The sequence below is a fragment of the Roseospira marina genome (assembly GCF_014197855.1).
Taxonomy (GTDB): Bacteria; Pseudomonadota; Alphaproteobacteria; order Rhodospirillales; family Rhodospirillaceae; genus Rhodospira; species Rhodospira marina.
On the sequence record NZ_JACIGJ010000017.1, the window covers coordinates 53,283 to 73,171 of the forward strand.

Consider the following 19,889-nt stretch of genomic DNA (forward strand, 5'->3'; position numbering starts at 1 on the left):
AGATGTGCGATGACCCTAGCGTGAACGCGCCACCCGGTATGATCGTTTGGCCCCCAGGATGAAAAGGGGCAGATGCCCTGCCGCGCGCGGCGCGTTGTTCACGAACAGATTGTGTTCACCGATTGGATGAGGTCGCCATGACTGCTCTGCCCCCGTCTCGTGCCGATCATGTGGGATCTCTTCTGCGTCCGGCCGCCGTCAAGGAGGCCCGTCAGCGGGTCTTTCAGGACAAGACCCTGACGCCCGACGCCCTGAAGGCCATAGAGGACGAGGCGATCACCGCCGTGATCCGCCTTCAGGAAGAGGTCGGGCTGAAGGTCGTGACGGACGGCGAGATCCGCCGCTCCTTCTGGCACTACGACTTCATGGGCGGACTGACGGGCCTGGATTTGGTGGAGCGCTCGCCTGAAGAGGGAATGCCGTTCCATGGCGTCACCCTGCGGCCCGTGTTCCCGACCATTTCCGAACGACTGGCGTTCCCGGACGACCACCCGATGCTGGATCACTTCCGGTTCGTGGCCGCCACCACCACCGTCACGCCGAAGATCTCCATTCCCGGACCGAGCTGCTGCCACTTCCGCACCGCGAAGGCGGACATCGCCGTTCCGGAGTACGTGAACGACCCCGAGGTCTTTTTCGCCGACCTGGCGCAGACCTATGCCACGGCCGTCCGAAAGTTTTATGAGGCCGGCTGTCGGTACCTGCAGATGGACGATATTTTCTTTGCCTATCTCTGCGATCCGAAGCACCGCCAGCAGAAGGAACAGGAGGGGTTCGATCCGGACTGGCTGATCGGCAAATACGCCGAGGTCATGCAGGCGGCGATCAAGGATCGGCCCGACGATATGCTGATCGGCATGCATCTGTGCCGGGGTAACTATCGCTCCACCTGGGCGGCGGACGGGGCCTATGATTTGGTCGCCGACACGGTGTTCAACCGCACGGGCGTGGACCTGTTCTTCATGGAGTACGATACGGATCGCGCCGGTGGGCTGGATGCGTTGCGGTTCCTGGCGAAGGGCACCCAGCGTGTCTATCCCGGGTTCATCACCACCAAGACGCCGGAGCTGGAGAGCGTGGACGCCCTGAAGCGCAAGGTCGATGAGGCGGCGACCTATGTCGACCTCGATCAGATGGGCATCGCGCCGCAGTGCGGATTCGCCTCGACCGAGGAAGGCAACGCCCTGACCGAGGACGATCAGAAGCGCAAACTGGAACTGGTCGTCAAAACGGCGGAGGCCATCTGGGGTTCGGCCTGATCCGAACGGACCGGCGACAAGGCGGGCCGATAACGGGGCGCGGTTCACCGCGCCCCCCGTGCTTATTGCATCCTCGGCGCCCGCGTGGTCCTGAGGGCTTCGCCGACGGATTGGCCGTTGGCGTCGTCACCCATCTGGGGGGGGCCGATGGGAACTGTTCCCGCCTACGTCCTGGCGGCCTTTGCCGAGATCGCCGGATGCTTCGCCTTCTGGGCCTGGTTGCGCCTGGACAAGACGCCCCTGTGGCTGGGTCCCGGGCTGGCCAGCCTTGCCCTGTTCGCCTGGACCTTGACCCGGGTGGACGCGGATTTGGCGGGGCGCGCCTACGCCGCGTATGGTGGGATCTACATCGTGGCATCGCTGGTCTGGATGTGGGGCGTCGAAGGCAGCCGCCCGGATCGGTGGGATGTGGCGGGCGCGATCCTGTGTGTCTGCGGCGCCGGGGTCATCCTGTTCGGGCCGCGCGGCGGCGAATAGGTGGCCGTCCGCCGATCACGATCGGAGCCCGCGCGGCCTGACGCGAGACGCGGCCCCCGCCGTCGTTCAGTCCGGCGTGATCGCGTCCAGAATGCGGCAGTTCGAGATCGTGCCGCCGCCGTGGCACGACGTGGAGATCCGGCGCAGTTCCACCGCCAGCGCCTGCAGGTCCGCGATCTTTTTCTCAACCTCGGCCAGATGCGCGGCCGTGATTTGGTTGACCTCGTCGCAGGGGCGCTCCGTCTCCGACGACAGGTCGAGCAGTTCCCGAATATCGCCCAGCGAGAACCCGAGATCCCGGCACCGTCGGATGAACCGAAGACGGTCCAATGCGGCCGTATCGTACCGTCGGTAGTTCGCCTCGCTCCGGCCCGGCGGGGCGATCAGACCGATCGTCTCGTAGTATCGGATGGTGACCACCTTGGTGCCGGTCGCGCGCGCGAGGTCGCCGATCTTGAAGTCTGCGCCGGACATGCCTTGACCCTATAGCGACTATAGACCGTACGGTTGGCCGGCTTGGGCCCATCCCAAGCGTTCCGGACACCGTGGCGAGATCGTACAATGGCTTGTTGTTCCAACGATACATGCGCTTCCAAGGCCCTGGCGTCGGGCCGCTACCGCACCGTGCTGTGGATCGTGCTTGGGATCAACGCGGTCATGTTCCTCGTCGAGATCACCGCGGGCGTCGCGGCCGGATCGGCGGCGCTTCAGGCCGACGCGCTCGACTTCTTCGCCGACGCGGCCAACTACGGCATCAGCTTGTTCGTGCTCGGCCTCAGCCTGCAGTGGCGGGCGAGCGCGGCCCTTGTAAAGGGGGCCTCGATGGGCCTGTTCGGCCTTTGGGTGATCGGCAGCGTGATCTGGCACGCCGTCCACGGCACGGTGCCTGGGTGGGGCACAATGGGCGTTGTCGGTGTGATGGCCTTGGCCGCCAACGCCGCGTGCCTTGCCCTTTTGTATGCTTGGCGCGACGGCGACGCCAACATGCGCTCGGTCTGGATTTGCTCGCGCAACGATGTCCTCGCGAACCTGGCCGTTCTGGGCGCCGCTCTCGGGGTGTTTGGCTCCGGAACCGGCTGGCCCGACATCCTCGTGGCCGCGATCATGGCCGTGTTGGCCCTTCAGGGGGCGGTGACCATTGTCCAGCAGGCCCTGTCGGAGCTTCGCCATCACGGTCGGCCCGGTGCCCTGACCCGCGCGCGGTGAGGCGACCCGTGCTGTTCGGCCCCTGTCCTCGGGCGTTCGGCGGATGACGGCAGGACCGCGTCGGTGCTGTGAAACAGCCAGACATCCCCGGGCCGAACGGCGTGCGACGGGTCCCGCCCACCGAACCCAAACAGGCTGAGACCCGTGCGCCCGAAACACAGCGTCGCGGAGGCCCCCCCTGCTCCCGTTGGGCATGGTAATCAGACGAAAGTCGCGTCTCGCTCTGGGTCACGGAGAGCTTCGGCCCAAGAGACCTGGTGCGCACCCGCAGACCGCCGTCCACCAAGGGCAGCGTGATGTCCTGCCACACCCCGGCCGGTGGCGTGAACCGGTCCAGCGTGTTCCGATCGAGCCGCAGACACACAGGCGCCGGCGATGCAACGGCGGTCATGAGCGGGTCCCCCTCCCGGTCGTCGCGCCGGGTGAGCCGGCGTCCCTTTGAGCGGGGAAGACGGCAAACTTGGTGCGAATGATTCGCAAAAAAAGGAGGTCCGGTGTTGTTTTGGACCGGACGTCGGCACTGTCCCCGTGGACCGTGTGGCACGTGATGCCGAGACGGGGCGTTCATCAATGCCAAAAGCCGCTTGATCAACACGGATACTCTAATCAGCACGCTTTGGCATAAGAGGCGCGCTCGGGGCGGGAAAGTGCGCCCGCCAGTGGCGGGCGATATCCACCCGGCGGCAGATCCAGACCGCGTCGTGACCCGCCACGTAATCCAGGAACCGACGCAGTCCCGCCAGCCGCCCGGGCCGTCCTGCGAGACGGCAATGCAGGCCCACGGACATCATGCGCGGGCGCTCCTCGCCCTCCTCGTAGAGCACATCGAAAGCGTCGCGCAGGTAGGTGTAGAACTCCTCTCCGGTGCTCAAGCCATGGAGCGTGGCGAACTTCATGTCGTTGTTGTCGAGCGTGTAGGGAACGATGAGCTGGCTTTTCGCGCCGGCCTGTTCCCAATAAGGCAGATCGTCGGCATAGCTGTCGGCATCGTACAGGACCTCCGTCTCCTCGGCCACCAGACGGCGGGTCTGGGGGCTGACCCGCCCCGTATACCAACCCAGCGGCTTGGCCCCTGTCACCTTCTCATGCAGGGCCAGGGCCTCCCGGATGTGGGCGCGTTCCACCGCCTCGGGGATGTTCTGATAGTCGATCCAGCGCAGACCATGGCTGGCGATCTCGTGCTCGGACTCGAGCAGGGCCGCCACCGCCTCGGGATTACGCTCCAGGGCCATGGCGACCCCATAGACTGTGACCGGCATCCGGTAGCGCTCGAATAGGCGCATCAGACGCCAGAACCCGGCGCGGGATCCGTATTCATACATACTCTCCACCTGGATGTTGCGGACACCCGGCAAGGGCGTGAGCCCCGGCACCTCCTGGAGGTAGGCCTCCGAGGCGGCATCGCCGTGGAGAACGCAGTTTTCACCCCCTTCTTCGTAGTTGATCACGATTTGCAGGGCGATCCGCGCCTGCCCCGGCCACTGGGCATGAGGCACGGTTCGACCGTAGCCGATCAGGTCGCGGGCATAGGGGGGGACCATCCGGGACTCCTTATGCAGGCTACAGGGCGGTGAGGAGCCGACGGCATCGCCACCGTATGCTTCGCGCCCTGCGGCGCGACGGCCGGTCGTATGACGCCATCGCGACGCACGCGCGGATCACTATTGTAGGCACTTTGCCGGGGCAATCGTCGACAATTTTCCGCGCCGCACGACCGCCCGCCGCCCGCACCGGCGCCCGCACCGGCGCCCATGGGGGGCCTGATCCGGCCTCCCGCGCAGCGCAGTCGGCCCCGTGGGCGCCGTGGGCGACGGCCATTGCGCCGGCCGTCGCCGCCGACCGACGGAACAGCGATGCGCCCGTGGACTGGAGCGCCGTGGTCGACACCGCCTTCACGGACCACCACGGTTCAGCCCGGCCTGTGGGCGGGAGTGCTGATGCGGGGCCATGTGTTCTGCGCCGTCGACGGCCTGGGCGAGACGATGACGTCGCCGGCCTCCGTCATCTCGTTTCAAACCTCCCGGCCGGTGGAATTCCACCACCAGTCCCAAGACACGGGCCCCTTGTCGGCGGTCTTCATCCGTGTGAGTGAAGCCACCATCGCCGATCTGGTGGGCGACGACGGCGCCGCCACGTTCCGTCCAGCGCTGTCGCTTACGGACGCCCCGCACCCGGGCGCCACGGCGGCCCAACGCCTGTTCCTGGCCGCCAAGGCGCTGGAGTTCCTGGCCTCCGTCGCCGACGGCTGCGGTCGGTCCGGCGCACGCGGAACGTCCGGAATGTCCTTGGCCCACGATCTGGCGCCGCGTGATATCGGACGGGTGATGGAAACCCGCGACATCATCCTTGCCGACCTGAGCACCGCGCCGTCCGTTCCGGATCTGGCCCGGCGTGTCGGTTTGAATGCCCGCAAGCTGACGCGCGGTTTCGATGCGCTGTTTGGCCTGCCCGTTTACGCCTTCATCAAGAGCGCCCGCCTGGACAGCGCCAAGGCGCTGATCGAAAGCGGCGCCATGACGGTGGCCGAGGCCGCCTACGCCGTCGGCTATCACCCGGCGCACCTGTCCACGGCGTTCCGCCACCGGTTCGGTGTGACGCCTTCCGACGTGCGCCGCGCCACGCGGGTGCGGTGCGGGGTCTTTGACGGCGCGGCGATCGACACGGCGCCCGCCGGTCCGTAACCTATGGTCCGCACCCCATGGTCCGGACCCCACGGGCGGCCGCCATCAGACCCCCGGGCAGCGGCGCGCCCAGTCACGGGGCGACAGTCCGGCGTGGTCCTTGAACGCCTTGCTGAAGTGGCTGAGGCTGGAAAACCCGACGGCGTAGGCCGTCTCGGTCACGCTCTGTCCCCGCTCCAGCATCGCCATGGCGGCCGCCAGCCGCACCGACCGAAGGTGGTCCTGCACCGAAGCCCCGATGATCTGGCGGAAGCCGACGCGCAGCTTCTTCTCGCTCAACCCGACCTCCCGGGACAGACGCTCTATGGTCCAGGGCGTCGCGTAGTCCCGCTCCAGCAGCCGGCGGGCCGTCACCACCCGTTTGCGATCGCGCGCCGGTACCGCCTGTCGCGGGTGGGGCATCGTGTCCCGCAGCACGACAGCCAGCAGCTCCAACGCCTTGGCGCGCAGGAACAGGGCGCGGGCGACCCCTTCGAAGTCCTGGCAGGAGAGAATGTCCGTGGCCGTCCGGCGGGCCGCCGGCGAGGCGGGCGCATGGCGGAAGACGCCCGCCCCGCCACAGGTCTCGGCGCCCGGAAGAATGGCGTCGCGCAGCACCGGCACAAGGCTGCCGGCGATGATCGGCAGGAAGGCCTCCGCCGCGAATCGCACATCGACCAGACGCAGCGTCCCCTCGGCCCGCAACACGTCCTGCCCAGACACACCCTGGGCCGCCGCATGAAGCACGATGGTCCCCGGTCCCAACGTCAGGGCCGGACCACTGTCCGGCGTCATGGTCAGAGTGCCCTCCAACAGAATCCCAACGCAGACCATGGGCGGAGCCTCGCCCCGGATGGTCCACGCCGTATCCGCGCCGCCGTTCCAGGTGGTGACGGTGATGTCGTCGGGCAGATCCTGCACCCGCACGGCCCGCGTCCAGTCCGGCGGGATGGTCATGGCCGGCAGGCGCGGGTGCGCGCGGATGTCCGTGGCACCCTGTTCCGTCAAAGAGAAAACGCCTGCATCCAGATCCATCCGTTTTTTTCCCGGTTTCGACAATTCCGCCCGGACACCGTTAGACGGCCGCTCCCGCGCATGCGATTTAGTCGCAATACCACACCGAAGTTATGGGTGTCGACGCGGGGCTGCGCCCGCGTGTCGACCCGCCCTCTTCCCGCCCTCCGCTCTGACGAACCCTTGGGACCTCGCTCCCGAGAACAGGAGACCCTGATGCACGCTTCCCTTCGCGCCGGTGGCGCTCTGCTGTTGGTGACGCATGCGCTGCCGGCCCTGGCGCAGCAGACACAGACGCCCGCGACCGCCCCGCCCGGCCCCGTCATCACGCTTGAGCCTGTCACGGTGACGGCCAACAAACGCGAACAGACGGATTTCGACGTGACGGGCAGCGTCAACGTGACAACCGCCGAGGACCTGCAACGCGAGGGCGTGACCACCACCGACACCCTGGACGAGGTGTTTCCCGAATTGCAGTCCATGGGCCGCAGTTCGCGCGTCTACAACAACTTCACCCTGCGCGGGCTGTCGTCCGGCGACTTCTATGGCCCCGCCGTCGGCCTGAACGTGGATGGCGTGCCGCAGTTGCCGCATGCCTATGCGCAGGCGATGCAGAACGTGGACCGGGTCGAGCTGGTGAAAGGCCCGCAAGGCGCGGTCTATGGGCGCGGCGCCCTGGGTGGTGTGATCAACGTGGAAAGCGCCCTGCCCGGCGAGGATCCCGACGCCTGGACCGATTTGCAGGTGTTCAGCCGGGGCCACCGCGTGTCCGGTGGGGCATCCAGCGGCCTCTGGTCGGGCTGGGCCATCCAGGGCATGGCCACCGACTCCATGGAAGGCGGGTCCCTGGACGATCCGGCCAACGGCCGCGACAACGTGGACGACAGCCGCACCACCAGCGGCCGGATCTCGCTACACTACCTGCCCGACGACCTGCCCCTGGAAGCCCGCCTGAAACTGGGCACCGACCGCTACCGGTCTGAGGAGGAATACTATGTTCCCCTCGATGACCTGTCGCGTGATCGGGTCAATCCGATCGTCGAAACGCCGCACCTGGATCGGCGCATCGACGACATCAGCCTGGACGCGACCTACGACATCACTGACACGTGGTCCGTCACGGGGATCATCGCCTATCAGCGCATGAACCTGGACCGCACGTTCGGCTCGTACGGCATCGACACCGAAGAGTTCCAGGACAGCCTGTACGGCGAACTGCGAGCCGCCTACGAGGACGAGGACCTGTCCATCCTGTTCGGCTACAGCGGCCAGAGGCAGCACTACAAGTACGAGGATGTGGACTACGGCACCGGCCTGGGCGACATGGGCGGCCCCCTGTCGGACAATCACATGGTGACGCACGCGGTGTTCACCGACGGCACCTATCGGTTCGCCCCGAAGTGGGAACTGAGCGCGGGCGCGCGCGTGGCCTGGGAAAAGGCCGACTCCCTGATGACCATTCCGGACGCCGACGGCACCAACGTCGATTACGAGAACGACGCCACGTTCTGGTCCATCACGCCCCACGCCGGCATCGCCTATCTGCCGAGCGAGGAGCACCGCCTCTGGGCCAGTGTCGGTCGGGGCTACAAGCCGGGTGGCTTCAACAAAGCCGGCAGCAGCGCCCTGGACACGGCCAGTTATGACTCCGAAACCGCCATCAGCTTCGAGGGCGGGTGGAAGTACCGCTCCCAGGACGGCACGCTGCGGGCCGAGGTCACGGTCTACGACATCGAAAGCTATGACGTGCAGGGGTATTCCGGCCCGGCGGGCCTGGAGACGTTGACCAACATGGGTGACGCGCGCAGCTTCGGCGCGGAACTGAGCGCCGGCGTCGTGCTGTTCGACGATCAGGAATTTTCGGTCGGCGGCATGGTCAACCGCAGCCGCTTCGTCGGCGGGCCTTACGAGGACAACGACGTCCCCTACGCCCCCGTCTACAGCGTTCGCGCATCCTGGCTGGGGCACTTCGGCGAACGCGGCCAGTGGCAGCCCAGCGCGACCATCCGCCACGTGGGCGAACACTATTTCGACGAGGACAACACCCTGCGCCAGGGGGCGTACACGACCCTCGACGCCGCGGTGAACTATGAAACCGATTTCGGGGTGACGGTCGGCGTCTACGGTCGCAACCTGACCGACGAGATCTATCAGGTCTACGCCAACAGCTACGTCGGGGCGCAGTTGGGTGCGCCGCGCGAGTTCGGCCTGCACATGACCGCCCGGTTCTGACCCCACGAAAGGACAAGGGACATGCCATTCCGTCCGACCCTTCTTCCCCTGCTGGCGTTGGTCGCGTCCGTGGCGGCCCTCATGGTGGTCCCCACTGCGGCCGACGCGCACTCTCTGTGGATCAACGCCCACGAGTCCCACGCCCACCAGCCGCCCCATGCCATCGTGTCACTGGGCTGGGGGCACCGGCTGCCCGTGGACGACATCCTGAACAGCCCGAACGGGCGGATCGTCGTCGAGCGCTTCGCCATGATCGCTCCCGCCGGGGATCGCACCGCGCTGGCGCCGCCGACCGCCGCCCTCGCCGCCCCGATCGCCGAGACCGGCGATGTCACCGTGTTCGCCGCCGACCTGGGGGCGCAGAAGCTCGCCTTCAACGCGGACAGCGCGCCCGGCCCCTACCAGATCGAAGCCGTCTCCCAGCCCAATTTCTACACCCAGTACATCGACACCCAGGGCCGCACCCGTCTGGCGCTGGCCCCGCGCGACGCGGTGGAGGATGTCCAGACGGTACTGATGTCGGTAAAGTATCAGGCGTTCGCCAAGTCCATTGTAACCGTGGGCGACTGGACGGAGCCCGCCCCCCTTGGCCATGACCTGGAGATCCTGCCCCGCACCGACCTGAGCGCCCTGCATGTCGGCGATCTGGTCGAGGTGGACGTGCTGTTCCATGGCGAGCCGCTGAGCGCGACCGCGCAAAGCCTGGATTTCATCACGGCGCAGGGCACCGGGTTCGGGCAAAGCGACGGGTTCGCCCTCTTCTCCTACCTCAAGGAGGGACGGGCGCAGTTCCGGGTCCAGAGCGCCGGCCAATGGATCATCATGGTGAACCACAAGCAGGACGTCACGCCGGACGGCCCCTTGGCGGACCTCGCCGGCAAGGCGGGTCAGGTCTATACCGGCGCGAGCCTGACCTTCACGGTCCACTGAACGCGGTTGATCACACCCGGCACCACACCCCGTTGCCCCACAATCGAGAACGCGTATTATTCTCTTGCATGGAGTGGGGGAATGGGTCCGTTCGCGGCCGGAAGGCGCGTGGACGGCAGTGGCTCAGAGGGAACCGGGTGGTGGACGCGATACAAGGGTCGAACAGGTCCCGCCACGGGGAGGCTTCTGAAGGGGGGGCTTCTGACGGGGGCGGTATGTCTGGGCCGGCCGCCGACACCGGATCGCGGCTCGCGGCCCCACACGCGTCGTCCCAGTTCGCGACGCTGGCCGACTACTACACCGAACAGTTCGGCGCGCGGGATGCGCTCCGAGTTCGGGCCTGCGCGGAGACACGCTTGTGCCTTGAGTTGAACCCCGTTCTGGGGTCCGGCCGGATGGACCTCCAGCAGTTCCGCAACGGCCTGACCCTCAGCGTTGGCGATTACGCCGTGCGGGATGAAATGGCGGAATCCTACCCGGCGATCGGGCCCCATTTCGGGTTCAGCATCGTGGTGGATGGGCGGTTCGACCTCAGCGCCCCCGACATGGGTGTGCATCAGCCGGTCTCGGACGGTGAGGTCTGGCTGCGCGCCGGAGACATCGGGGCGATGCATGCGCGTGTGGCTCCGGGTATGCGGATGCGCGGGCTGTCGATCGAGATTCCCCCGGAGATGGCGGAGGACTGGCGCACGGACGGACCGCGCGCCCTCAACGCGGCCATTGCCGGAATCCTGACCGGATCGGGCACGGTCTGCGCGCGCGTTCCGGCCGTCAGCCGTCGTGTTCTGGAGATCGCCGACGCGCTCGTCGACGCGAACGCCGACACGGCCTGTGGACGCCTGCACACCGAATCCCTGGCGCTGGACCTTCTGGCGCGGCTGCTCGCGCCCGACGCGGACCCGGCCGAGGTGGCGGGATTGGGCGGGCGTGTCGGGGGACGCCGGATCGCGGCGCTGGACGAGGCCATGGACATCCTGCGGTCGGAGTGGCTGGACCCGCCGACCATTGCGCGCCTGTCCCGCCGCGTCGGGTTGAACGAATGCTACCTAAAGGCCGGCTTTCGGGACCGGTTCGGGACGACGATCGCGGGATGCGTGCGCGCCCTGCGTATGGCCGAGGCCCGTCGGTTGATCGAGCGGGACGGCCAGTCGGTCCAGCAGGCCGCTGTGGCCGTAGGATTCTCCAACCCCAGCCACTTCGCGGCCGCCTTCCGGCGCGTGCATGGCTGCGCGCCCTCCCGTCTCGGCGCCAAGCGAACTGGCTGGCGAACCGGCTGACGGCGCGGCACCCACACATTTTCCCGATTGGGGTTGTGGCTTTCCGCCTTCGGGTGGCGCGGGGCATGGGCTGCGATCAAGATGCAGTCGCATTTTGATCGCTGTCCCCGCCTTGTGAGCCCCGCCTATGACACGCCCCATCACCCTGTTCCGCCCGCCGACACGCTGTCCCACCGCGTGTTCCGCGCGGGCGCTTCTGGTTCCGATTGCCGGCCTTCTGACGGTTGCGCCGGCCCAGGCGCAGGACACGCCGCGCGCGGAGACGGCGGCCGCCGCGTCTCCCGCCCAGGCGCCGCTCGTCCTGGAGACCGTAACGGTCACGGCCCGTCGTGCGCAGGAGGATATCCGCGACATCCCCTTCAGCGTGACGGTCGTCGGCGGCGACGAGGTCGAGGCCCGTGGCACCACGACGCTGGAAAACACCTTCGCGTCAACGCCTGGGGTCGGGCTGTTGAGCTATGGCGACACCGACAGCGCGAACATCAAGATTCGGGGCGTGGGCTCGCTGAACCGCGTCAGCGGCGATGACAGTTCGGTGATCGTCTATGTCGACGGCATGCCCGCCGGTGTATCCGACATCTCCGCCCAGACCCTGGATGTGGAGCGCCTCGAACTGCTGAAGGGGCCGCAAGGCACGCTGTACGGCCGCAACAGCGAGGCGGGTGCGATCAACATCACCAGCCGCCGTCCCACGGACGAGCGCGAAGGCTACATTCGCGGCGAGGTCGGCACGGGGGCCTACCGTCTGACGGAAGGCGCCGTGAGTGGCCCCATCGTCGACACCCTCAAGGGCCGTCTCGCCTTCCGCTACACCGGCATGGATTCGTGGGTGGAAAACGCCAACACCGGCGAACCGTTGACCGAGCCCGAAGACGTGGCGGTGCGTGGAACCCTGCTCTGGGAGCCGACGGACGAGACCAGCCTGACCGTGATCGCCAACCATGAGGCGATGACCGAGCACGCGGCTCTGACGGTCATGCGCCCCTACGGTGAGGCCCCGGTCGCGGACGTGCCCGACGGCAGCATCAGCGACAACAAGTGGAACACCCGCGTGTCGGCGGAGCTGACGCACGATCTGCCGTTCGCCGTGGCCACTCTGTTCAGCGGGTATACCCGCAACGACTACTATACCGAGGGACCGTTCTACGAAGGCCGCCTGTACGACACGCTCATCGGCATGAGCCCGGACGGTCAGCGCCGTTATCAGATGGGCCGCGATACCTTCAATGAGGAACTGCGCCTGTCCTCGCGCCCCGAGGACGACATTTTTTGGGTGGCGGGCGCCAACTACTTCCGGTCGGATCGCTTCCTCGATACGCGCGATGCCTATGATACCTATTATCCAGGCAACCCGTTCAACGCCGACATCGATCGCGATTTCAGCGTCGAGAGCTACGCCCTATTCGGCGAGATCACCTATCCGCTGTTCGATGTGCTGAAGGTGACGGCCGGCCTGCGGCACACGTGGGAGCACAAGACCTACGACGCGGTCTGGCGGGCCAACGACACCAACCCCAGTGCGCTGCGCACCGCCACCGACAGCGATACCCTGGACGACGACTACACCACCGGCCGCCTGGCACTGGCCTACGATGTGACCGAGGAGGCCACGGTCTACGGCACGTATGCGCGGGGGTACAAGTCGGGCGGTTGGAACGACTTCGGCTCCAACATCGCCATGGGGCAGGCCGATCCGGCGTACAAAGCCGCCGTCGTCGACAGCTACGAGATCGGCGTGAAGTCGGAATGGCTGGGTGGCGATCTGACCGTCAACGGCGCGGTGTTCTGGAACCAGACCGAGGACGACCACCTCTTCATCTTCGACACCACGACGTTCTCGACCCTGGCCCGCAACTTCGACACCGAAAGCAAGGGCATCGAACTGGACGCGAGCTGGCGTATCGGCCACGGCTTCACCCTGGGTGGCAGCCTTGCGTACATCGACGCCACCATCACGAAGGTGCCGGCGACCTCCGGCTCCGGCGTGTCGGAAGGCAACGCCGTACCCGGCGTGCCGGAATGGGGCTGGACGCTCTCGCTGACGCACGAGCAGGAATTGCCCGACTTCCTGGTGTTCAAGGACCCGCTGCTGACGACCAGCATCCGAAATCAGTACGTCGGCGTCAGACCCGCCGCCCCGGAAAACACCCTCGACCTCCCATCCTACAACAAATTGGATTTCCGCCTTGGTCTGTCCACGGTGAATGCGGACGTCTACTTCCGGGCCGATAACCTCCTCGACGAACGTTACGACACCTACGCCTATTACTATCCGGCGATGATGGCGGGGGGCCCCGATGGCTCCATGGGGGGGCCCAGCCGCGGCCGCAGCTTCGTCCTCGGCGCCAGCTACTACTTCTGATCCGCAGGAAACATCCCATGACGACAATCGCGGTCTCCCTGACCGATGTTCCCGAAACCATGCTGTGGACCCTGCACAACCGGGCCTCGGAAGCGGCGCGTCCCGATGGCGTCCTGCGGGACGAGGTGGCGCTGCGCATCTACCGCAGCCTGAACTACGACTTTGTGCGCTCGTTCGGTCCCGCCGATGCCTCGCACGGGGTGCGCTCCGCCGTGTTCGACAGCGAACTGACCGCCTTCCTGGCCGCCCATCCCGACGGGGTCATCGTCAATCTGGGCGAGGGGCTGGAGACCCAGCGGTTCCGCGTGGCCGGCGACAAAGCGCTGTGGATCACGGTGGACGTGCCCGAGGCGATCGCCGTGCGTGAACGCTTCATCACGCCGGACGCGCAGCACCGGCACGTCCCGCTGAGTATCATGGACCGGGGCTGGTTCGATGCCGTGCCCACGGACCGTCCCGTCTACATCACCGCCCAGGGCCTGTTGATGTACTTCGAGCCGGACGACGTGGCGGTGCTGCTGGGCGACATGGCCAAGCGCTTTCCGGGTGCGTGGTTCGCGTTCGATCATATTCCGCGCTGGTTTTCCGAAAAGACCCTGCGCGGCTTGATGAAGACGCCCCACTACCGCGCGCCACGCATGCCGTGGGGCATCAACATCGACGAGATCCGACCGGCGCTGGAGGCCTGGGTGCCCGATCTGGCGGAATACCGGCGTCTGCCGTTCCGCTGGCCGCGTGGGTTCTTCAAGTATTTCTATGGTGCGTGGACGGTCGCGCCGATCTTCTGGCGTTACGCGCCCGGCATCGCCCGCATCCGGTTCGGGGCGCGTGATGCGTGAACCGACAGCACGCGCGGGGACCGTCGGCGGTCCCATGACGCCGGCGCGCTGGGCGTTGCTGGGAAGCCTGTACATCACGCAGTTTCTGGCCCTGGGTTTCTTTTTCATCGCCCTGGTGGCGATCCTGCGGCGGGAGAGAGCCCCGCTGGAATCCCTGAGCATCATTTCGCTGCTGGGATTGGTGTGGGTGGTGAAGGTGCTGTGGGCCCCGCTGGTGGACCGCATCCGGTTCGGCCGGCTGGGTCACTATCGCGGCTGGCTGATCCTCATGCAGGGCGGGATCGTCCTGACCGTGTTGGCCATTGGCCGGTTCGACGTGGTCGCGGATTTCGAGGTCGTGTTCGGCCTCTGCCTTCTGTTGGCCGTCCTGTGTGCCACACAGGATATCGCCGCCGATGGTCTCGCCTGTCGCCTGCTGTCCCGGGATCAGCGGGGCGTCGGCAACGGCCTTCAGATCGCGGGCGGCCTGCTGGGCAACATGCTGGGTGGTGGCGTCGTGCTGATGCTGTACCCGACCATTGGCTGGTCCGGCGCCATGCTGGTGCTGGCGCTGGGCGTGGCCGTGCCCCTGGTCCAACTCCTCCGGTTCCGGGAGCCGGTTCTGGCGGACGGCCGGGATCAGGTCGGCGCGCTGCGGACCCAGATGCGCCGTCTGGTGCTGGTCTGGCGTCAACCCGGCGGGGGTCGTTGGCTGGTGTTGCTGTCCGTCTATCCCCTGGGCATCGGGCTCGTCTACTACCTGGCCACGCCCATGCTGGTGGACGCCGGATGGTCCATGGAACACGTCGGGTTCGTCATGAACGTGGTCGGATCGCTGATCGGCGTGGCGTCCGCGCTGGCGGCGGGGATGCTGGTGCGAAGGGTCGGTCGGCGCCGGATGCTGGTCGCCGTGGGTGTGGCCCAGGTGATCGCGTTGGCCGCCTTCCTGCTGCCGGCGACGGGGGCGAGTGGGTCCTGGGCGGTGGTCGGCCCGCTGTGCCTGCTGTTCGTGACCTACAGCCCGGTCGCCACCGTCCTGTGTACCATGATGATGGACCGGGCGACGCCGGAGCATGCCGCGACGGACTTCACCGCGCAGTACACCGTCTACACCTTGGTGGCGACCGTCGGCGGAGCCCTGGCGTTCCAACTTGCCGCCGTGCTCGGCTATCCGGGCGTCGTCATGCTGGCCGTGGCCATGGCATCTCTGGCCGCCGTAGGGGCGTCTCTTCTGTATCAGGATCCGGGAACGGCCCGGGCGGAGCCGGACCTGTCGGCGCCGCTGGCGGTTCCCAGCGAGTAGGGAGTGTCTGGAATGGACATGGGGTCCTCGGCATCCGTTGCCGAGAGGAAGACCGCGGCGGCGGCGGCGGCGGCGTCCGCTCCGGCCGCGCCGAAGGCGCTCCGGCGGGGTCTGTGGGGGATCATCGACCCGGTGCGGGGTGCCATCTGGCTGGCCATGGCGATGGCCGGGCTGGGCATGGTCTGCGCCATCGTGGGGGTCGCCGCGTTGGCCGGGGTGCTGGAATGCCTGCGGAGCGGTGCCCTTACCCTGCCCTTACTGGGCCCCTTGGATGTGTGGGGGTTCGGGCTCCTGGCCGGCGGCCTGATCGTGGCCAGTCTGGTGTTGCGGGTTCTGTCGTTCGTGGTCTCGCACCTTGGGGCCTTCCGTCTGGAGCAGCGCTTGCGCACCGACTTGGCCGCCCATTTGGCGCAGGTGCCGCTGGGCTACGTGATCACCGCCGGCACCGGCGCGCTGACCAAAACGCTCCAGGATGATGTCAAAAGCCTGCATGCCTTTGTCGCGGATTCGACGCCGCTGTTCGGCCGCAACGTGGCCGCGCCGGTTGTCACCCTGGTGCTTCTGTTTCTGATCGACTGGTGGCTGGCCCTGGTGGCGTTGGGCGTGTTCATCGCCGGCATGGCGGCGATGCGGCTGGCCATGCGGGACTACGCCGTGCTTCGCCAGCGTTACGACCGGGCCCGCGAGGCGATCCAGGCCGCCGTGATCGAATTCGTGCAGGCCATGGCGGTGGTGCGCATGTTCGACGGCGGAAGCGCCTCGTTCCGACGCTACAACACGGCGCTGCTGACGTTCCGGGGTATTTTCAAGACCTGGGTGCAGGCCACCGGCACGGCCGCCCGCATCACGCTGGCGGTGCTGAGCCCGATGCCCACCCTGTTGGCGGTGTCGGCCGCCGGGATCGTGCTGCATGGGCAGGGCCTGATCGGGTTTCCCGCCCTGGTGGCGGTCCTGATGCTGAGCACGGGCATTGCCGATGCGCTCATGCCCCTGATGTGGATGAACGAGTTTTTGCACAGGGCGCGGGCCGGCGCCATGCGCGTGCAGGATGTCATGGACGTGCCGGTCCTGCCGACGCCCACCCAGCCGGCGGCACCGGGCGATGCCTCGGTGGAGTTCGAGGCCGTGCGCTTCCGCTATCCGGACCGGACCGACGTTGCCCTCGACGACCTCAGTTTCATCGTCCCGCCGGGAACCGTGACCGCCCTGGTCGGCCCCTCCGGCGCGGGCAAGAGCACCGTTGCGCGCTTGATCCCGCGCTTCTGGGACGTGGCCGGTGGCGCCGTGCGCATCGGCGGGGTGGATGTGCGCGCGTGCAGCCCGGAGGTGCTGATGCACCACGTGTCCTTTGTGTTCCAGGATACCTTTCTGTTCCACGACAGCATCGCCAGCAACATCCGCATGGCCCGTCCCGACGCGACGGACGCCGAGGTGGAGGCGGCGGCCCGCGCCGCCCAGGCCCATGACTTCATCACCGCGCTGCCGCAAGGCTACGACACCATCGCCGGCGATCGCGGCACGCGCCTGTCGGGCGGTCAGCGCCAGCGCATCACCATCGCCCGCGCCATCCTGCGCGATGCGCCCATCCTGGTGCTGGACGAGGCGACGGCCTTCGCCGACCCCGAAAACGAAGCCCTGATCGTCGCCGCCCTGGCCAACCTGATGCGGGGCAAGACGGTCATCGTCATCGCGCATCGCCTGTCCACCATCCGCGACGCCGACCAGATCGTCGTGCTCGACCAGGGCCGGATGGCGGAGCGCGGCACCCACGACGCTCTCGTCGCGTCGGACGGTGTGTACGCCCGCTTGTGGCGCACCCACGAAGCCGCCCAGGGCTGGATTCTGCGATCCGACGCCAGCGAAACCGCCCCCGGAGACACCCCATGAGCCACGCCACACACACCATCCCGACGCTTCGGGAAACCTATCGTCGTATGCTCATGGCCGCCGGGTCCGAGGCCCCAGCCGTGCGTCGGATGCTCGCCCTGTTCGCCTTGGGCGCCGTGGCGCAGGGGCTGGCCTTCGCCTGTTTCTTTCCGCTGCTGCGCGCGCTGCTGGCCGAGCCGGCGGACCTGACGCAGGCCTGGATCTGGCTGGGTGTCATGGTGGCGGCCACGGTCGCCGATCTGATCCTCGGGTGGCTTGGACATGGGTTCGAGTACGGCGGCGCCATCGCCGACGTGACGCATGACCTGCGGCGGCGGTTGGGACGGCAGTTGCGCCAGATGCCCATGCAAGCCCTGGCGCGGTGGCGGACCGGCGATCTGGGCGCCGTGCTCGGCGGCAGCATCGACGAAGCCGTCGCGCCCATGGGCACCCTGTCGCACGTGATCATCCGCATGCTGGTGGTGCCGCTGGTCGTCATTGCCGTCACCCTGGCCATCGACGCACGCATGGCCCTGGCCATGGCCGTGATCGTGCCCATGGCGGTGCCCATCTACCGCTGGCAGCGGCGCGCGTCGGGCCAGGAGCGGCGGGACGTTGCGGAGGCGCATGGCCGCACGGAATCGGATATCGTCGAGTACACGCAGGGCCTCGCGGTGCTGCGCACGCTTGGGCAGACGGGCGCCAAGGCGCAGCGGCTGCAGGAGTCGCTGGCCCATCTGCGGGAGGTGCAGGCGAAGGCGCTGATGGCCGGGTTATGGCCGGCGCTGCTGATGGCCGGGCTGGTGGAGATTGGCCTGCTGGTGGTGTTGGCCTTGGGGGGCACCTGGGTTACGCAGGGGACCCTGTCGCTGGCCGCCTTTGCCGCGATGCTGGTGATCGTCATGCGATTCAGCGAGCCCCTGGCCCTGTTCTCGGAACTGACCAAGGTGTTCGACCTGATGGAGGTTGCCCTGCAGCGCATGGATCAGGTCCTTGCGGTGGCCCCTTTGCCGGTCACCGCGCCCGCGCAACCGCCGTCGGATCACGACATCGCGTTCGACGGCGTGACGTTTGCGTATGAGGGCGAGAACGCACCGGCCCTGAAAGACGTGTCGTTCCACCTGCCCGCGCGGTCGCTGACCGCCCTGGTGGGACCGTCCGGGTCCGGCAAGACCACGGTGACGCGCTTGATCATGCGCTTTGCCGACCCCCGGGCGGGCACGGTGCGCATCGGTGGGGCCGACATCCGGTCGCTGTCGTCGGACGCCCTGGCCGCGCGGCTGTCGGTGGTGTTCCAGGACGTCTACCTGTTCGACGACACCATCCTGGAGAACATCCGCATGGGCCGGCCGGACGCCGATGACGCGGCGGTCGTGGCGGCGGCGCAGGCCGCAAACTGCCACGACTTCATCCGCCGCCTGCCCGACGGGTACGCAACCCGGGTCGGTGATATCGGCGGCAGCCTGTCGGGCGGGGAACGCCAGCGCATCAGCATCGCCCGCGCCATCCTCAAGGACGCCCCCATCGTCATTCTGGATGAGCCCACGGCGGCGTTAGATACCGAGAGCGAACGTGCCGTGCAAAAGGCGATCGACGCCCTGGTGCGCGAGCGCACGGTCCTCGTGATCGCCCACCGCTTGTCCACGGTTGTCGGCGCCGACCGCATCCTGGTGTTCGACGACGGCCGGCTGGTGGAAATGGCCGACCACCGATCTCTCCTGGAGGCCGGCGGTCGCTACGCCGCCCTGTGGACCGCTCAGCTGCGGTCCAAGGCGTGGCACGCGGCCCCGGTTCCCGCCGACGTCTGATCGGGCGGTGCCGCACCCTTGTCGCCGGACGTGGGGACAGCAGCACCCGCCAAGCCTGGTTTTTCTTTCCTTTGATCGTAACAGGCTAGGCTGTAGTAACGAATTAACTATTTAAGCCAGATCATGATCGCGGCCAGCGTCACGAAGCCGAGAAAATTGGCCGCGATCTTGTCGTATCGTGTGGCGGTGCGCCGCCATTGCTTAAGCTTGGCGAAAAAGCCTTCAATGGCCCAGCGTTCTTTGTAGGAAAGCCAGTTGGTTTCGCTCTGCTTTTTACGATGTCGTCGCGAGAGAATGACGGCCTCGGCACCCTGGTCTTCGATCTGATTGATCAAACGGTCTGCATCGTAGGCCCTGTCGGCCAAGACTTTTTGGGCGGGCAAGCTGCGGATCAGATCGCACGCCGGGGCCAATTCGTATTCCTGCCCCGGGCCGAGTTCAAACCGGACGGGCAGGCTGCCGGGGACGTCCTGTTCGTCTTCCCCACGTTTGCGGGCTGTCACGGTGACCGGCTCCAGCACCATGACACCGTCGGCGGCGGATTGTGCGTCCTGCGCGAGAACGGGGGTGTGCGGAAGAACGGCAGGGGAATCGCATTTGAGAAATCGGGGTAGCGGTCGGGCTTGAAATGGATTCTGTAGGGGACTCCCTTGGATTAAGCGGGAGGCTCCATGTCC

At 67.2% G+C, this 19,889-nt stretch carries 16 protein-coding genes; 12 read left to right on the forward strand and 4 right to left on the reverse strand.

Annotated features, from left to right (window positions below):
* The first annotated feature begins 137 nt into the window (after positions 1-137).
* Both GGD82_RS17390 and GGD82_RS17395 read left to right on the forward strand, forming a co-directional pair.
* The gene (locus GGD82_RS17390; RefSeq protein ID WP_150063611.1) at positions 138-1,259 is read left to right on the forward strand and encodes a 5-methyltetrahydropteroyltriglutamate--homocysteine S-methyltransferase; all 1,122 of its coding nucleotides are present in this window, start codon (positions 138-140) and stop codon (positions 1,257-1,259) included.
* 147 nt (positions 1,260-1,406) lie between these two features.
* Positions 1,407-1,736, forward strand: coding sequence for a YnfA family protein (locus GGD82_RS17395; protein WP_150063610.1), 330 nt, complete (start codon positions 1,407-1,409; stop codon positions 1,734-1,736).
* Between the two features lie 66 nt (positions 1,737-1,802).
* On the opposite strand, the gene GGD82_RS17400 is transcribed toward GGD82_RS17395, so the two are convergent.
* Positions 1,803-2,210: a MerR family transcriptional regulator gene (locus GGD82_RS17400; protein WP_150063609.1), complete on the reverse strand. Its 408-nt coding sequence runs from the start codon at positions 2,208-2,210 to the stop codon at positions 1,803-1,805.
* A gap of 87 nt (positions 2,211-2,297) precedes the next feature.
* On the opposite strand from GGD82_RS17400, the gene GGD82_RS17405 reads away from it, so the two are divergent.
* Positions 2,298-2,942, forward strand: coding sequence for a cation efflux transmembrane domain-containing protein (locus tag GGD82_RS17405; protein WP_150063608.1), 645 nt, complete (start codon positions 2,298-2,300; stop codon positions 2,940-2,942).
* Between the two features lie 602 nt (positions 2,943-3,544).
* Here the strand turns inward: GGD82_RS17405 and puuE are convergent.
* Complete coding sequence (puuE, locus tag GGD82_RS17410) at positions 3,545-4,483, reverse strand: allantoinase PuuE (RefSeq protein WP_150063607.1); 939 nt, start codon at positions 4,481-4,483, stop codon at positions 3,545-3,547.
* A gap of 396 nt (positions 4,484-4,879) precedes the next feature.
* Here puuE and GGD82_RS17415 point away from each other — a divergent pair, with 396 nt between their 5' ends.
* Entirely contained in the window at positions 4,880-5,623 is a 744-nt protein-coding gene (locus tag GGD82_RS17415) for a helix-turn-helix domain-containing protein (protein WP_184013311.1), read from the forward strand.
* A gap of 45 nt (positions 5,624-5,668) precedes the next feature.
* Here the strand turns inward: GGD82_RS17415 and GGD82_RS17420 are convergent, their stop codons facing one another.
* Positions 5,669-6,637 carry a helix-turn-helix transcriptional regulator gene (locus tag GGD82_RS17420; RefSeq protein ID WP_150063605.1) on the reverse strand — a complete coding sequence of 323 codons (969 nt, stop codon included), beginning with the start codon at positions 6,635-6,637 and terminating at the stop codon, positions 5,669-5,671.
* Between the two features lie 195 nt (positions 6,638-6,832).
* Between GGD82_RS17420 and GGD82_RS17425 the strand changes: the two genes are divergently transcribed.
* From GGD82_RS17425 to GGD82_RS17460, 8 genes are all read left to right on the forward strand, one after another.
* A complete protein-coding gene (locus GGD82_RS17425; RefSeq protein ID WP_150063604.1) occupies positions 6,833-8,848 on the forward strand; it encodes a TonB-dependent receptor in 2,016 nt (671 codons plus the stop codon).
* Between the two features lie 21 nt (positions 8,849-8,869).
* Entirely contained in the window at positions 8,870-9,778 is a 909-nt protein-coding gene (locus GGD82_RS17430; RefSeq protein WP_211364824.1) for a DUF4198 domain-containing protein, read from the forward strand.
* A gap of 215 nt (positions 9,779-9,993) precedes the next feature.
* Entirely contained in the window at positions 9,994-11,055 is a 1,062-nt protein-coding gene (locus tag GGD82_RS17435; RefSeq protein WP_170284420.1) for a helix-turn-helix transcriptional regulator, read from the forward strand.
* A 127-nt stretch (positions 11,056-11,182) separates the two neighbouring features.
* Positions 11,183-13,417 carry a TonB-dependent receptor gene (locus GGD82_RS17440; RefSeq protein ID WP_150063602.1) on the forward strand — a complete coding sequence of 745 codons (2,235 nt, stop codon included), beginning with the start codon at positions 11,183-11,185 and terminating at the stop codon, positions 13,415-13,417.
* A gap of 17 nt (positions 13,418-13,434) precedes the next feature.
* A complete protein-coding gene (locus tag GGD82_RS17445) occupies positions 13,435-14,256 on the forward strand; it encodes a class I SAM-dependent methyltransferase (RefSeq protein WP_150063601.1) in 822 nt (273 codons plus the stop codon).
* Positions 14,249-15,538: an MFS transporter gene (locus tag GGD82_RS17450; RefSeq protein ID WP_246163983.1), complete on the forward strand. Its 1,290-nt coding sequence runs from the start codon at positions 14,249-14,251 to the stop codon at positions 15,536-15,538. Before GGD82_RS17445 ends, GGD82_RS17450 begins: the two co-directional genes overlap by 8 nt.
* A gap of 12 nt (positions 15,539-15,550) precedes the next feature.
* The gene (locus GGD82_RS17455; protein ID WP_150063600.1) at positions 15,551-17,425 is read left to right on the forward strand and encodes an ABC transporter ATP-binding protein; all 1,875 of its coding nucleotides are present in this window, start codon (positions 15,551-15,553) and stop codon (positions 17,423-17,425) included.
* Positions 17,422-19,212, forward strand: coding sequence for an ABC transporter ATP-binding protein (locus GGD82_RS17460; RefSeq protein WP_150063599.1), 1,791 nt, complete (start codon positions 17,422-17,424; stop codon positions 19,210-19,212). The genes GGD82_RS17455 and GGD82_RS17460 overlap by 4 nt, the downstream gene beginning before the upstream one ends.
* A 107-nt stretch (positions 19,213-19,319) precedes the next feature.
* Here the strand turns inward: GGD82_RS17460 and GGD82_RS17465 are convergent.
* On the reverse strand, positions 19,320-19,889 hold a 570-nt coding region (locus tag GGD82_RS17465; RefSeq protein WP_221240821.1), incomplete at its 5' end, for a transposase.